Annotated in this window: 13 protein-coding genes; 2 read left to right on the top strand and 11 right to left on the bottom strand. The window is 66.3% G+C overall.

Going from position 1 to position 14,445, the window contains the following annotated elements; genetic code table 11:
- Positions 1-11: 11 nt before the first annotated feature.
- Genes HS053_RS05520 through HS053_RS05540 form a run of 5 tightly spaced genes read right to left on the bottom strand, consistent with a single transcriptional unit; the run spans position 12 to position 6,089 of the window.
- Positions 12-1,205 carry a phosphoglycerate kinase gene (locus HS053_RS05520; RefSeq protein WP_347233296.1) on the bottom strand — a complete coding sequence of 398 codons (1,194 nt, stop codon included), beginning with the start codon at positions 1,203-1,205 and terminating at the stop codon, positions 12-14.
- Complete coding sequence (gap, locus tag HS053_RS05525) at positions 1,202-2,203, bottom strand: type I glyceraldehyde-3-phosphate dehydrogenase (RefSeq protein WP_174210218.1); 1,002 nt, start codon at positions 2,201-2,203, stop codon at positions 1,202-1,204. Before gap ends, HS053_RS05520 begins: the two co-directional genes overlap by 4 nt.
- Position 2,204: 1 nt before the next feature.
- Complete coding sequence (gene tkt, locus HS053_RS05530; protein WP_174210219.1) at positions 2,205-4,181, bottom strand: transketolase; 1,977 nt, start codon at positions 4,179-4,181, stop codon at positions 2,205-2,207.
- Between the two features lie 23 nt (positions 4,182-4,204).
- Positions 4,205-5,077 (bottom strand): phosphoribulokinase, encoded by an 873-nt coding sequence (locus HS053_RS05535; RefSeq protein WP_174210220.1) that lies wholly within the window; start codon positions 5,075-5,077, stop codon positions 4,205-4,207.
- Positions 5,078-5,081: 4 nt separating this feature from the next.
- Positions 5,082-6,089: a class 1 fructose-bisphosphatase gene (locus HS053_RS05540; RefSeq protein WP_174210221.1), complete on the bottom strand. Its 1,008-nt coding sequence runs from the start codon at positions 6,087-6,089 to the stop codon at positions 5,082-5,084.
- A gap of 117 nt (positions 6,090-6,206) precedes the next feature.
- Between HS053_RS05540 and cbbR the strand changes: the two genes are divergently transcribed.
- Entirely contained in the window at positions 6,207-7,142 is a 936-nt protein-coding gene (cbbR, locus tag HS053_RS05545) for a LysR family regulator CbbR (protein WP_174210222.1), read from the top strand.
- 11 nt (positions 7,143-7,153) lie between these two features.
- Here cbbR and HS053_RS05550 read toward each other — a convergent pair whose 3' ends face one another.
- Both HS053_RS05550 and HS053_RS05555 read right to left on the bottom strand, forming a co-directional pair.
- Positions 7,154-8,008 (bottom strand): DMT family transporter, encoded by an 855-nt coding sequence (locus HS053_RS05550; RefSeq protein WP_174210521.1) that lies wholly within the window; start codon positions 8,006-8,008, stop codon positions 7,154-7,156.
- Positions 8,009-8,090: 82 nt separating this feature from the next.
- Positions 8,091-8,696 carry a LysE/ArgO family amino acid transporter gene (locus tag HS053_RS05555; protein ID WP_174210223.1) on the bottom strand — a complete coding sequence of 202 codons (606 nt, stop codon included), beginning with the start codon at positions 8,694-8,696 and terminating at the stop codon, positions 8,091-8,093.
- A 197-nt stretch (positions 8,697-8,893) separates the two neighbouring features.
- On the opposite strand from HS053_RS05555, the gene HS053_RS05560 reads away from it, so the two are divergent.
- Positions 8,894-9,775 carry a LysR family transcriptional regulator ArgP gene (locus HS053_RS05560; RefSeq protein ID WP_174210224.1) on the top strand — a complete coding sequence of 294 codons (882 nt, stop codon included), beginning with the start codon at positions 8,894-8,896 and terminating at the stop codon, positions 9,773-9,775.
- 200 nt (positions 9,776-9,975) lie between these two features.
- Here the strand turns inward: HS053_RS05560 and HS053_RS05565 are convergent, their stop codons facing one another.
- The 4 genes from HS053_RS05565 to HS053_RS05580 all read right to left on the bottom strand — a co-directional run bounded on the left by HS053_RS05565 (position 9,976) and on the right by HS053_RS05580 (position 14,415).
- The gene (locus HS053_RS05565; RefSeq protein ID WP_174210225.1) at positions 9,976-10,719 is read right to left on the bottom strand and encodes a YebC/PmpR family DNA-binding transcriptional regulator; all 744 of its coding nucleotides are present in this window, start codon (positions 10,717-10,719) and stop codon (positions 9,976-9,978) included.
- A 128-nt stretch (positions 10,720-10,847) separates the two neighbouring features.
- Complete coding sequence (locus HS053_RS05570) at positions 10,848-12,632, bottom strand: SLC13 family permease (RefSeq protein WP_174210226.1); 1,785 nt, start codon at positions 12,630-12,632, stop codon at positions 10,848-10,850.
- A 71-nt stretch (positions 12,633-12,703) separates the two neighbouring features.
- Positions 12,704-13,606, bottom strand: coding sequence for a DMT family transporter (locus tag HS053_RS05575; RefSeq protein WP_174210227.1), 903 nt, complete (start codon positions 13,604-13,606; stop codon positions 12,704-12,706).
- On the bottom strand, positions 13,603-14,415 hold the full coding sequence (locus HS053_RS05580; RefSeq protein ID WP_174210228.1) for a TIGR00282 family metallophosphoesterase: 813 nt from the start codon (positions 14,413-14,415) through the stop codon (positions 13,603-13,605). The genes HS053_RS05575 and HS053_RS05580 overlap by 4 nt, the downstream gene beginning before the upstream one ends.
- Positions 14,416-14,445 lie beyond the last annotated feature (30 nt).

Raw genomic sequence — 14,445 nt, forward strand, 5'->3', positions numbered from 1 at the left:
TTGTCCTCCTGTTACGCTGCCTGATCGTCGCGCATCAGCGCGGCGATCCCGGGAAGGGCACGCCCCTCCAGCCATTCCAGAAACGCTCCGCCAGCGGTGGAGACATAGGTGAAATGCCCCGCCACCCCGGCGGCATTCAGCGCCGCCACCGTGTCGCCGCCCCCCGCCACCGAAACCGTCAGCCCGGCGCGGGTCAGATCGGCGGCCACCTTGGCTAAGGCCACCGTGCCCCGGTCAAACGGCGCCATTTCAAAGGCACCCAAGGGACCGTTCCACAGGATGGTCCGCGCCCCCTCCAGCACGCGGGCAAAGCTGTCCACCGCCTGCGGCCCGGCATCGAGGATCATCGCATCCGCCGGGCAGGCATCGGCGGGCACCACCATGCTTTCGGCCCCGGCGCGGAACTCGCGCGCGACCACCACGTCGGCGGGCAGGTGCAGCGTGCAGCCGTGCCGGGCGGCCAGTGCGCGGATTTCATCCACCGTGCCCAACTGGTCCGCCTCATGCAGCGAGCGGCCCATCGGCGCACCCTCGGCATAAAGGAAGGTATTCGCCATGCCGCCGCCGACGATCACATGATCCAGCCGGGTCACCAGATGCTTCAACACCGCAATCTTGCTGGACACTTTCGCGCCGCCGACAATCGCCACCGAAGGCCGCTTCGGCACCTCAAGCGCGCGGGTCAGCGCCGCGATTTCCTCGCACATCAGCGGCCCTGCGGCGGCGGGCATCAGCCGCGCGATTCCGGCGGTCGAGGCATGGGCGCGGTGGGCGCAGGAAAACGCATCATTGACATAGATGTCGCCCAGCCGCGCCAGCCGCGCCGCAAGGGCCATGTCGTTGCGCTCTTCCCCCGGCTCGAACCGGATATTCTCGACCAGAAGCACCTGCCCCGGGCGCAGGTCATCCGCCTCTGCCTCGGCCTCGTCCAGCGAGGCGAAGCGCACCGGACGACCCAGCGCGCGGGAAAGGTCATCGCGCAGGTGGCGCAGCGAAAAGGCCATATCCCCGCCCTTGGGCCGCCCGAAATGCGACAGCACCACCAGCGCCGCCCCACCGTCCAGCAGGGGCCGCATCCCGGTGGCAAAGCGGGTGATCCGGGTGGCATCGGTCACCCGCCCGCCCTCCATCGGCACGTTCAGATCGGCCCGCACCACAAGACGGCGCCCCGAAACCGGCAATTCGGTGATGGAGGTGATGCTCACAGCAGGCCCCCCATCGCCACGGCGGTATCCGCCATGCGGTTCGAGAACCCCCATTCGTTGTCATACCAGGACAACACCGAAACCATGGTGCCCTCCATCACCTTGGTCTGGTCCATGTGGAACACCGAGGAATGCGGGTCGTGGTTGAAGTCGGCGGACACATTCTTGGCCGTGGTAAAGCCGAGGATGCCCTTCAGCGGCCCCTCTGCCGCCGCGCGGATCGCCGCGTTCACCTCCTCGACCGTCGTCGCCCGCTTGGCGATGAACTTCAGATCCACGACCGAGACATTCGGCGTCGGCACCCGGATCGCAAAGCCGTCCAGCCGCCCGGCAAGCTCGGGCAGCACCAGCCCCACCGCCTTGGCCGCGCCCGTGCTGGTCGGGATCATGCTCAACGCCGCCGCCCGGCCCCGGTAAAGATCCTTGTGCATGGTGTCCAGCGTCGGCTGATCGCCGGTGTAGGAGTGGATCGTGGTCATCATCCCCTTTTCGATCCCCACCGCCGCATGAAGCACCTGCGCCACCGGCGACAGGCAATTGGTGGTGCAAGAGGCGTTGGAGACGATCCGGTCACCGGCGGTCAGCGTGCCGTGGTTCACCCCGTAAACGATGGTCTTGTCCGCCCCCTCCGCCGGCGCCGAAACCAGCACCCGCTTCGATCCGTTCTCAAGATGCAGCGCCGCCTTGGCGCGGTCGGTGAAAAGCCCGGTGCATTCCAGCGCGACATCGACATCGCCCCAGGGCAGGTCTTTCGGATCGCGGATTGCCGTCACCCGGATCGGCCCTTGTCCGGCGTCGATCCAGTCTGCTCCCGTGGTCACCTGCCCCGGAAAGCGGCCATGCACCGAGTCAAACCGCAGCAGATGGGCATTGGTCTCCACCGGCCCCAGATCGTTAACCGCGACCACGCGAATGTCGGTCCGTCCCGATTCCACGATGGCGCGCAGCACGTTGCGGCCAATCCGGCCAAATCCGTTGATGGCAACTTTAACCGTCATCTCATTTCCCTGTCAGTTTGCGGGCGGCCTGCACGGCGGCCTCGGCGGTGATCCCGAAATGGGCGTAAAGTGCGGGCGCCGGGGCCGAGGCGCCAAAGCCCGTCATGCCGATGAAGGCATCGCCCTCGCGCAGCACGGCGTCCCAGCCCTGCCGGATGGCCGCCTCGATCCCCACGCGCGGCGCGGTGCCCAGCACATCGGCGCGGTATTGCGGGCTTTGCGCGGCAAAAAGCTCGAACGAGGGCGCCGAGACCACCGCCACCCGCAGACCCAAGCCTTCCAGCGTGGCAGCCGCAGCCAGCGCAATCTCCACCTCCGACCCGGTGGCAATCAGCGTCACATCGCGGCCTTCCCCGCCACGCAGCAGATAGGCGCCCTTCGCCGTGAGGTTTTCCGCAGCATTCTCCCGCACCAGCGGCAAGTTCTGCCGGCTCAGGGCCAAAAGGGTCGGCGTCGCGGTCGCCCCCAGCGCAATCTCCCAAGCCTCCGCCGTTTCCACAGCATCGCAGGGCCGCAGCACCACAAGGTTCGGAATGGCCCGCAGCCCCGCCAGCGTCTCCACCGGCTGATGGGTGGGGCCATCCTCGCCCAGACCAATCGAGTCATGCGTCATCACATAGGTCACCGGCAGCCCCATCAGCGCCGAAAGCCGGATCGCCGGGCGGCAATAATCGGCAAAGGCCAGAAAGGTGCCGCCATAGGCGCGGAAGCCGCCATGCAGCGTGATCCCGTTCATTGCCGCCGCCATGCCATGCTCGCGGATGCCGTAATGCAGATAGCTGCCGCCGTAATCGCCGCGCTGCACCGCCCGCTGCCCCTTGGCCCGCGTCAGGTTCGATCCGGTCAGATCGGCCGAGCCGCCCACCACAAAGGGCAGCGCGTCGGCCACCACCTGCAACGCCATTTCGCTGGCCTTGCGGGTGGCGACCTTGGGCTTGTCGGCCAGAAGCCGCGCCTTGTGCGCCGCCATTGCCGCCGCCAAGGGGGCTGCGTCTGCCGCCTGCGCTGCCCGGAACGCCTCTGCCTGCGCCGAAGAGGCCAGCCGCGCCTGCCACCCGGCCCGCGCCGCTGCCCCCCGCGCCGCCACGCGGCCCCATGCCTCGCGCACCGGCCCCGGCACCTCGAAGGCGCCATGCGGCCAACCCAGATGCGCCCGCGCCGCTGCAATCTCTTCCGCCCCCAAAGGCGCACCATGCACATCATGGCTGCCCTGCTTGTTCGGCGCGCCAAAGCCGATGACCGAGCGGCAGGCGATCAGGCTGGGCCGCGGATCGGCCTTGGCCGCTGCAATCGCATCGGCAATCTCGGTCGGCGTATGGGCATCGCAGCCCAGCACATGCCAGCCCGCCGCTGCAAACCGCGCCTTCTGGTCGGTCGAGGTGGAAAGGGCCGTATCACCGTCAATCGTGATATGGTTGTCATCCCACAGCACGATCAGCCGCCCAAGGCCCAGATGCCCTGCCATATCAATGGCTTCGTGGCTGATCCCCTCCATCAGACAGCCATCGCCCGCCATGACCCAGGTCCAGTGGTCCACCAGATCGGGAAAGCGCGCCGCCGCCATCCGCTCGGCCAGCGCCATGCCGACCGCCGTGGCAATCCCCTGCCCCAGGGGGCCGGTCGTCACCTCGACCCCCTGCGCATGGCCATATTCCGGGTGCCCCGCGGTGCGGCTGCCCAACTGCCGGAACGCCCGCAACTGATCCACCCCCATGTCGGGATAGCCCAGGAGGTGGTTCAGCGCATAAAGCAGCATCGACCCATGCCCCGCCGACAGCACGAAACGGTCGCGGTCGGGCCAACGGTGATCGGCCGGGTCAATCGTGACAAAGCGGTTGAACAGCACCGCCGCCACATCGGCCATGCCCATCGGCATCCCCGGATGGCCCGAGTTCGCCGCCTGCACCGCATCCATGGTCAGCGCCCGCAGCGCATTGGCCATGTCTCTTTCGGTCACTGCCTGCGTGGCAATGTTCATGGTCTTGGTCCTTTCGGTTTGGCTCAGGCGCGCTTGGCGTCGCGGATCAGGCGCTCGATCAGCGGGGTCAGGATCAGTTGCATCGCAAGGTCCAGCTTGTTGCCGGGGATCACGATGGAATTGGCGCGGCTCATCCAGCTTCCGGCGATCATTGCCGTCAGATAGGGAAAGTCGATGCCGCGGGGCGATTTGAAGCGGATCACCACAAGGCTTTCATCCGGCGTCGGTATCCAGCGCGCGATGAACGGGTTCGAGGTATCGACCACCGGCACCCGCTGAAAGTTGATGTCGGTCTCGGTGAATTGCGGCGTGATGCAATGCACATAGGCGTGCATCCGGCGCAGGATGGTGTCGGTCACCGCCTCGGTGGAATAGCCGCGATGGGCCCGGTCGCGGTGGATCTTCTGGATCCATTCAAGGTTGATCACCGGCACCACCCCGATTTTCAGATCCGCCAGCGCGGCAAGGTTCACCGTGTCATTCACGACCGCGCCATGCAGCCCCTCATAGAACAAGAGGTCGCTGTCATCGGCAAAGGGCGCCCAGGCGGTGAAATTCCCCGGCGCAACCCCGGTTTTCGCGGCCTCTCCGGCGTCATGCACATAGGTTCGGGTGCGGCCCTTGCCCGTCTCTCCATACTCGCGGAAGACGCGCTGCAATTCCTCCAGCTCATTGGCTTCATAGGAGAAATGCGAAAAGGTCATATCCCCCGCCGCCTGCCGCCGCGCCAGCTCGTCCTTCATGTCGGCCCGGTTGAAGCGGTGGAAGGCATCGCCTTCGATGGAAACCGCCGTGATGCCCTCGCGCCGGAAAATCTGGTCAAACGTGTGCTTCACCGTCGAGGTGCCCGCCCCGGACGATCCGGTGACCGAGATGATGGGGTATTTCTTGCTCATGGTTTCAACTCCGAAACAGGCCGCGCTTGCCGAACAGGGCAGCGGTTTCACCTGCGGGCATGTCGTGATAGGCGGCGACGCGGGCAACCTTCGACAGGCTGCCAAAGATGAAGGGCGTGCGCTGATGCAGCGCGGTGGGCCGGGCGCGCAGGATCGGGTCGGTGCCGTCGGTCGCCCCGCCCCCCGCCTGCACCATCAGAAAGGCGATGGGCGCGCATTCGTAAACCAGCCGCAACCGCCCGTTCTCATAGCCCTTGCGGCTGTCGGCAGGATAGAGAAACACGCCGCCCCGGCTCAGGATGCGATGCACCTCTGCCACCAGCGAGGCGATCCAGCGCATGTTGAAATTCTTGGCCCGCGGCCCTTCGACCCCCGCCACGCAATCATCGACATAGGCGCGCACCGGCGCCTGCCAATGCCGGTAGTTCGAGGCATTGACGGCAAATTCGCTCGACTCCGTCGGCACCTGCACCTGCGCCTCGGTCAGAACAAAGCGCCCGGCGGTGCTGTCCAGCACATAGCGCTGCACCCCGTCGCCAAAGCTGCAAATCAGTGCGGTCTGCGGCCCGTAGATCACATAGCCCGCCCCGATCTGCTCGCGCACCGGGCGCAGGAAACTGGCCTCGGGGGTTGCGGCGGCCGGATAGACCGAGAAAATCGTGCCGATGGCGACATTGGTGTCGATGTTTGACGACCCGTCCAAGGGATCAATCGCCAGCGCAAAGGGCGCATCCTCGCGCAGAACCACCACCTCTTCCTGCTCTTCCGAGGCATAGTGGCGCACGCCACCGCGCCGCGCCGCCTGCAAGAACAGCTCATCGGCAATCACATCCAGCGCCTTTTGCGCATCGCCGTCGCTGTTGGTGCCCGCCGCCGCGCCCAGCGCCTCGTCCAGCCCGTTGCGGGCGATCCGCGCCGCCAGCGCAACCGAGGCGGCGGCAATCTCGGCCATCAGGCCGCGCAGGGCCGGCGGCACATGCGCATCCGGCAGAATGCCATGATCTGGCGTCATAATCCTCTCCTCCCAACCGGGCGCGACCTTCTGCGGATGCTGCCCTTGAGGCGACTATGGGTTGTCCGAATCTGAAAAGGAATTTAATAATCCTGATAACTCATTCAGGAATTTTGAATGCCCTACTCCGAAGCCGTCACCCTGCGACAACTCCGCGCCCTCTCTGCCGTGGCGCGTCTGGGCACGCTGACCGCGGCGGGTCGCGCCCTTGGCCTGACCACCCCGGCGATCCATGCCCAGATCAAGGCGCTGGAAGAGGCGGTCGGCACCCCCCTGTTGCAACGCGCCCATGATGCCCAAGGCTCGGGCCTGACCCCCGCCGGGGCGGTGCTTCTGGAAGGGGCCGAGCGGGCCGAGGCGGCGCTGGCGCAATCGCTCACCCGGATTGCGGCGATCAAGGCGGGCCGGGCGGGGCGCGTTCTCTTGGGCGTGGTCTCCACCGCCAAATATTTCGCGCCGGGGCTGGTGAAAATCCTGCGCACCCTGCATCCCGATATCGAGGTGTCGCTTCAGGTCGGCAACCGCGAAGAGATCCTGCGCGACCTTGAACGGATGCGTTTTGACCTCACGATCATGGGCCGCCCGCCGCGCAGCCCGCCGGTTCTCGCCCGCCCCATCGGCCCGCATCCCCATGGCATCGTGGCGCCAGCCGACCATCCTCTTGCCCATCGCGCCGCCCTTTCCGCCGCCGATCTGGAAGGCGAGACCTTCTTTTCGCGTGAGGAAGGGTCAGGCACCCGCATCCTGATGACCCGCTACCTTGACCGTATCGCCGATGGCCGGCCATTTCCGATTGTCGAAATGGGCTCGAATGAAACAATCAAACAGGCGGTCATCGCCGGGCTGGGCCTTGCCTTCCTGTCCTTGCACACGGTGCGCGACGAACTGGCCTCCGGCTCGCTGGTCACGCTCGACGCGCCGCAACTGCCGATCGAGCGGCACTGGTTTCTGGTGCAGAACATCGGCCAAAGCGAACAACCCGCCGCCGCCCGCCTTGCCGAAACCATCCTTGGCCTGAAAGGCAGCTTCCTGCCCCGGGTGCCCGGCACCTGAACGGCCCGGCCTCAAACCTCGGGCAACAGCGCCGCCCGCCGCTGCGCCGCCGCCCGCGCCTCGCCCAGCGTCGAAAGCGAGATCGCCCCGATGATCACCGTGCCGCCAAGGATCACCCAAGGGTCCACCGCCTCGCCGAACACCACCGCGCCCAGAAGGCTCGCCCAGACGATCTGCAAGAAGGTCACCGGCTGCGTTACCGCCAAAGGTGCGGCAGCAAAGGCCCGCGTCATGCAGTAATGCGCAAAGGTGCCCAGCACCGCCGTTCCCGCCAAAAGCGCCGCCTGCTCAAGGCTCAACGGCTGCCAGACCCAGAGCGCAAAGGGCAAAAGCCCCAGCGTCGAGGTCAGCGACAGAACCGCCACCACCGTCGCCGCCGGCATCATCCCCGCCAGCCGCTTGGCATAAAGATAGCTGCCCGCGAAACAGACCGAAGCCGCCACCTGCGCCGCCTGCCCCGCGCCCAGCTCGCGCATCCCCGGCCGCAGGATCACCGCCGCCCCCAGCAGCGCCACCGCAACCGTGGCCATCCGCGCGCCCGTCAACCGCTCACCAAAAACCAGCGCCCCGCCCAGCATCACCACCACTGGGTTCAGGTAACCGATCGCCGTCACCTCGGCCACCGGCAGCCGTGCCATGGCATAGAACCACAGGATCACCGCCGCCACATGCACCACGCCCCGCCCGGCAAACAGCCGCGCCGCACCGGGTGGAAATCCCGCCCGCAGCATCCTGCGCAGTTGCGGCAGCAAGATCACCACCCCGAAGCCAAAGCGCAGAAAGGCTTGCTGCGCCGCCGGCAGGTCGGTGCCGATATGGCGCACGATCCCGGTCAGCCCGACAAAGGACAGACCACAGGTCAGCATCCACAGCGCGCCCTCAACCGGGCGCCCCAGATCAAGCGCGGGCGTTTTCGCAGATATCGTCATGGCCCGCAGATGACCCGCTTCACCCGCCCAGCGCAAGCCCCGCCGCAATCGCCCACATCGTCACGCCGACCACGATCTCCAGCACCACCCATGCCCGCGGATTGGCAAAGACCGGCGCCAAAAGCCGCGCGCCAAAGCCCAGCGCGGCAAAGAAGCTGAAACTGCCCAAACCCGCCCCAATGCCGAAGGCCGTCCGGTGCGGATCATATTGCGCCGCGATCGAACCCAGCAACACAACCGTATCCAGATAGACATGCGGATTGGCCCAGGTCAGCACCAGACAGGTGGCCAGCACCCGGCCCAAAGGCACCGCCGCGCCGCCCGCAGGCCGCAGCGCTTCGCCGCCGCGCGCCGCCGCCCGGAACCGCAAACCGCCATAGACCAGCAGAAACGCCACCCCGGCCCAGCGCATCGCCTCGCCCAGCCAAGGCACCCGCGCCGAGACAAGGCCGAACCCCGTCACCCCCGCCGCGATCAGCACCGCATCCGAGGCGGCACAGACCAGCACCACCGCCAGCACATGCTCGCGCCGCAAGCCTTGCCGCAACACAAAGGCATTCTGCGCCCCGATTGCCATGATCAGGCTGATCGCCACCAACCAGCCCTGAACCGCCGCTTCACCCATACCATGCCCCTCCGTTGTCCGCAGGGTTCTGAGCCGGATACAGGAAAAGCACAACTTAACACTTCTTAGATTGATTAAGCTCTGCTAATCCCATTCATCTTTGCCCAAATATCCCGGGTGCGCTGATCGGTGCGCCATCGGTTCAAGCACCGATCAGCGCGGGGGCAGCGCCCCGAGGCCGACCACAGGACAGACCGATGCCCGACCGTGCCCAACTCGCCGCCCTCGCCGCCATCCACCGCCGCGGCTCCTTCGATCTGGCCGCCGCCCAGCTCCATGTCACCCCATCGGCCATCTCGCAGCGCCTCAAGGCGCTGGAAGAGGCGACCGGCACCCTGCTGATCACCCGCGGCGCCCCCTGCACCGCCACCGCTGCCGGGCTGCGGCTGATCCGGCACCATGATGAAATCGCCCTTCTGGAACAGGGGCTTGCCGCCGACCTGCCGCAGCTTGCCCCGGGGCCTGCCACGCTGCGGCTGGCGGTCAATGCCGACAGCCTTGCCACATGGATCATCCCGGCGCTGGCGCGCTGCCCCGGCTTTCTCTTCGATCTGGTGATCGACGATCAGGATGTCAGCCAAGACTGGCTTGCCCGCGGCGAGGTGGTGGGCGCCATCACCGCCCATGCCAAGGCTCCGCCCGGCTGCGAAACGCTGGCCCTTGGTGCCCTGCGCTACCGCGCCACCGCCGCGCCGGACTACATGGAACGCTGGATGCCGCAGGGCGCCACGGCGCAGGCCATCGCCCGCGCCCCGGCCCTGACCTTTTCCGACAAGGACCGCTTGCAGGATCGCTGGGTCGCCCGCCATATCGGCGCCCCGGCCCGCCGCGCCAGCTTTCCCAGCCACCGGCTCGCCTCATCTCAGGGGTTTGTCGATGCCTGCCTGCATGGCCTCGGCTGGGGCCTCAACCCCGAGCCGCTTGTGGCCGACCACCTCGCCGCAGGCCGGCTGCTGGAACTCGCCCCCGACACTGCGCTGGACGTGGCGCTGCACTGGCAATTCACCCGGCTCGCCGCCCCCGCCCTTGCGCCCCTGACCGCCGCCCTGCGCGCCGAAGCCGGACGCATTCTGGTCTGACGCCCCCTGCCTCCATCCTCTCTCCATAAATATCCTGCGGGTGCGAGCAGGGTGCTGCCCTTGCAGCGAAGACCCTGCGAAGCGCCGGAGGGGTGCAAAACCCCTCCGGGGCCGGCCACAGACACCCGGCCCGCCGAACCGCGCAAACAAAACGGCCCCGAGGTTTCCCCCGGGGCCGCCCTGTTCCGCCGCAAAAAGCCTCAGCCCAGTTGGGCCGCAACCTCTTCGCTCATGTCGAAGTTATGCGTCACCGTCTGCACATCGTCATCTTCTTCCAGCATGTCGATCAGCCGGACCAACTTTTGCGCGGTGTCCAGATCGACTTCGGTCAGGGTCTGCGGCTTCCAGATCAGCTTGGATTCGCTCGATTCCCCCAGCGCCTTTTCCAGCGCATCCGACACTTCCGACAGCGCCTCGACCGAGCAATAGACCCAATGGCCCTCTTCGTCCGATTCCACATCGTCCGCCCCGGCGTCCAGTGCGGCCATCATCACATCATCGGCCGAACCGGCGCTGGCGGGATAGGTGATCTCGCCCACCCGGTCAAAGCTGTGGCTGACCGAGCCGGTCTGCCCCAGATTGCCGCCGCATTTGGTGAAATAGCTGCGCACATTCGACGCCGTGCGGTTCAGGTTATCGGTCAGCGCCTCGACGATGATGGCGATGCCGTTCACGCCGTAACCTTCATAGCGGATTTCGCTGTAATCGGCGCCGTCGCCCATCTGGCTTTTCTTGATGGCGCGGTCGATCACATCCTTGGGCATCGATACCGCCTTGGCCGCCTTGACCGCCAGACGCAGACGCGGGTTCATGTCGGGGTCGGGCATCCCCATTTTCGCCGCGACGGTGATTTCCTTCGACAGCTTGGAAAACATCTTCGAGCGCAGTTTATCCTGCTTGCCCTTGCGGTGCTGGATGTTCGCCCATTTCGAATGGCCTGCCATGACCCCTGAACCCCTGATCCTTGGTGATGCGCTCCTCTACACCACCGCCCCCGCACAGGGCAACCCCAGCGCAACCCCGGCGCAAAGCCGCCCCTCCCCACCGGGGGAATGGCCGGAATGGCGCCGCCTCACGGGTAAAGCGGCCAGATCAGCGGGATCAGCGCCGAACACAAAAGCCAGGTGATCAGGTTCAGCGGAATGCCGATCCGCGTGAAGTCGAGGAATTTATACCCCCCCGGCCCGTAGACCATCATGTTGGTCTGATAGCCCACCGGCGTCGCAAAGGCCAAGGTCGAGGAAAACATCACCGCCACCACAAAGGCCCGCGGGTTCACCCCCAACTGATTGGCCAGCTCGATGGCGATGGGGGTAAAGACCACCGCCACCGCATTGTTTGACAGAAACTCGGTCAGGATCAGCCCGATCAGATAGACCGCGAGGATCATCAGGAAGGGCGACAGCCCCTGCATCAGCGGCTTGACCCAAGCCACGATCATCTCAACCGCGCCCGAACGGTCCAGCCCCTCGCCCACCGCCAGCATGGCAAAGATCATCGCCATCAGCCGGCCATCGACAAAACCCAGCGCCTCATCGGCGTCGATGCAGCGCGTCAGCAGGATCACCACCACGGCCAGAAAGCCCAAGGCCATGATCGGCGCCACATCCAGCGAGGACAGCAGCACCACCGCCGCCAGCGCGCCAATGGCAATCGGCGCCTTGGCCCGGCGATAAGCCTTCTGCTTGGGATGCGAGACATCGACCATGTCCATGTCATCTGCCAGCCGCTGAATATCCTCCGCCCGGCCCTCCAGCAGCAGCGTGTCGCCGACCTGCACCACCAGCTCATCCAACTGCCGCCCGATGTTCTGGCTGCGCCGGTGTGCCGCCAGAACATAAACGCCATAGCGCCGCCGCAACCGCAACTCGCCCAGAGGCCGCCCCACCATATGGCAGCCCGGGGTGATCAGCACCTCGACCGTTTCCGTCTCGACCGAGGAAAGCTTGTCGGCCACCCGCATGTCGGTGCGGCTTTGCATGTCGAGAAGCTCGCTCATCTCGGTGCGCAGGACCACCCGGTCACCGCCCTCCAGCACCACCGCCTGCAAATCGCGGCGCAAGGACAGGTCGCCCCGCAGCACGTCGATCACCCGCACGCCCGCGCGCTTGAACTGCGTCACGTCCAGCACCCGCGTCCCCACCAGCACGGAATCCGGCGGAATGGCGACTTCGGTAAAGTATTTCATCCGCTTGCGGTCGCCCAGCATCGCCGCCATCGACTGGCGCACCGGCAAGAGCCGGTCGGCAAACAGCGCCAGATAGAGGCCCCCCGCCAGCGTCACCGCAATGCCCAAGGGGGCAATCTCGAACAGGCTGAAATGCGCCATGCCCGCATCCTTGGCCACCCCGTCCACCAGAAGGTTGGTCGAGGTGCCGATCAGGCTGATCATCCCCCCCAGCACCGTCATGTGACTGAGCGGGATCAGCAATTTGGACGGCGCCGTGCCCAGCCGCACCGCAATCTGCATCACCACCGGAATCATCACCGCCACCAAAGGCGTGTTGTTCATAAAGGCCGAAGCCACCGCGACAAAGCCGAACAGCACGACAATGGTGGTCTTTGGCCGCTGGCCCACATGCGACTCGGCCAGCCCGATCAGCAATTCGACGGCCCCCGTCCGCACCAGCCCGCCCATGACCAGAAACATCAGCGCAATCGTCCAGGGCGCCGCATTCGACAGCACCGCCGTCGCCTCTTTCAACGGCAACAGCCCCAGCACCACCATCACAGCGGCCCCGGCCATCGCCACTACCTCAACCGGATAGGTCTCGCGGATGAACATAACGAACATGGCGGCAAGGATCAGCAGCGCCACAAAAGGCTGCATCGCCGGGTCAAGTTCCAGTCCGAACATTCCTCACCCCATGGCTGGTCTGCCGCGCTGATAGCGCGAAATGCCGCCATGGGGAATAATATTCTACAAACTCAGTCGCCAATAACCGCGACTGCCTGTTTCTCGCGCGGTTGCACCAGAAACATTCCCCCCAGCATCACCGCCGCCGCCAGCCAGACCGCCGGCGGGAATCGCTCGTTCAGGATCAGCATGGCCCAGATCACCCCTGCCGCCGTCACGATATAGCTCGTCTGGCTGGCAAAAACCGCCCCCGCCCGCGACGCCATCCAGACATAGGTGGCATACAGCAGCGCGTGCAGCGCGGACGAGGCGATCAGCGCCCAATCGGTCGGCCCGGGCGGCATCGGCATGACATAGAACTGCCCCAGCGCCAGAGAGATCGGCAGGCACAGCACCAGCCCGGCAACCGAGGCGCCGAACATCGCCTGCACCGCATCCAGCCCCTCGGTGCCGTTGCGGGCGACGAAAACCCCCTCCATCGCGTAAAACAGCGGCCCGATCAGCGCCACCGGCACCCAGATGGCAAGGCTCGGATCGGGCAGCACCGCCCCCGGCGCCGCGATCAGGCAAACCCCGGTCAGGCCCAGCCCCAGCCCCGCCGCCCGGCGCCAGCCGAAACGGTCCATCCCCAGCATGACCGACAAGGGAAAGGCGATCAGCGGCACCGCCGAAATCACGATCGACATGATCCCCGCCGGAAGCCGCGCCACAGACAGGTAAAAGGTGAAATTCGGCACCAGCGTGCCCAGCACCGCCACCACCAGATAGAACCGCAAGGCGCGCGGATGCAGCGCCAGCCGCTTGCCCCGCACCAGCGTCAGCGCGCCCAGCACCAGAACGCAGATCACCAATTGCCACAGGATCAGACCGAACGGCCCGTGGCCGCTGGATGCCGCGATCTTGCCCAAAGGCTGCGTGGCGCCCCAGCCGATGCCGGTCGCCAGCAGAACCGCCGGGAAATAGGCCGCCCTCATGGCCCCACCTGCGACAGCCGCCCGCCCTGCCGCACCGGCACGATCCGCGTGGCCTTGCCGGTCCGGTCGTCGGTTTCGATGTAGACGCCCGAAAGCGTCGCCTCGCCGCCCGCCGGTTCAAACCGCGCGCTGGCCATGCCGGTGATGAAGCGGCGCAAGGGCTCCAGCTTTTCCATCCCGATGACCGAGTTGTAATCGCCGCACATCCCCGCATCGCTCAGATAGCCGGTGCCGCCCGGCAGGATCATGTGATCGGCGGTCGGCACATGGGTGTGGGTGCCGACCACAAGGCTCGCCTGCCCATCCGCCCAATGACCCATCGCCATTTTCTCGCTGGTCGCCTCGGCGTGGATGTCCAGAATGCTGGCCTGCACCGCAGCCCCCAGCCGATGGGTTTTCAGCACCGTCTCCACCGCCGAAAACGGGTCGTCGAACGGCCGCTTCATGAAGACCTGCCCCAGCACCTGCGTCACCAGAACCTTCCGGCCCTGCGTCGCGTCGAAAATCCGCACGCCCCGCCCCGGCGCCACTTTTGAGAAGTTCAGCGGCCGGATGATGCGCGGTTCACTCTCGATGAACTGCATCATGTCCTTCTGGTCAAAGGCATGGTCGCCCAGCGTCAGACAATCCGCCCCCGCCTGCAACAGCACCCGCGCATGTTCCGCTGTCAGACCCGCGCCCTGACTGGCGTTCTCGCCATTGACCACCACAAAGTCGAGCCCCCAATCGGCCCGCAGTTTCGGCAGCCGCTCGACCACCCCGGCGCGGCCCGCGCGCCCCATCACATCGCCAAGGAAGAGTATTTTCATGGCCACGGGCATAGGCCCAGCGCCGCTCAC

The organism is Tabrizicola fusiformis (assembly GCF_013328815.1).
GTDB lineage: Bacteria > Pseudomonadota > Alphaproteobacteria > Rhodobacterales > Rhodobacteraceae > Fuscibacter.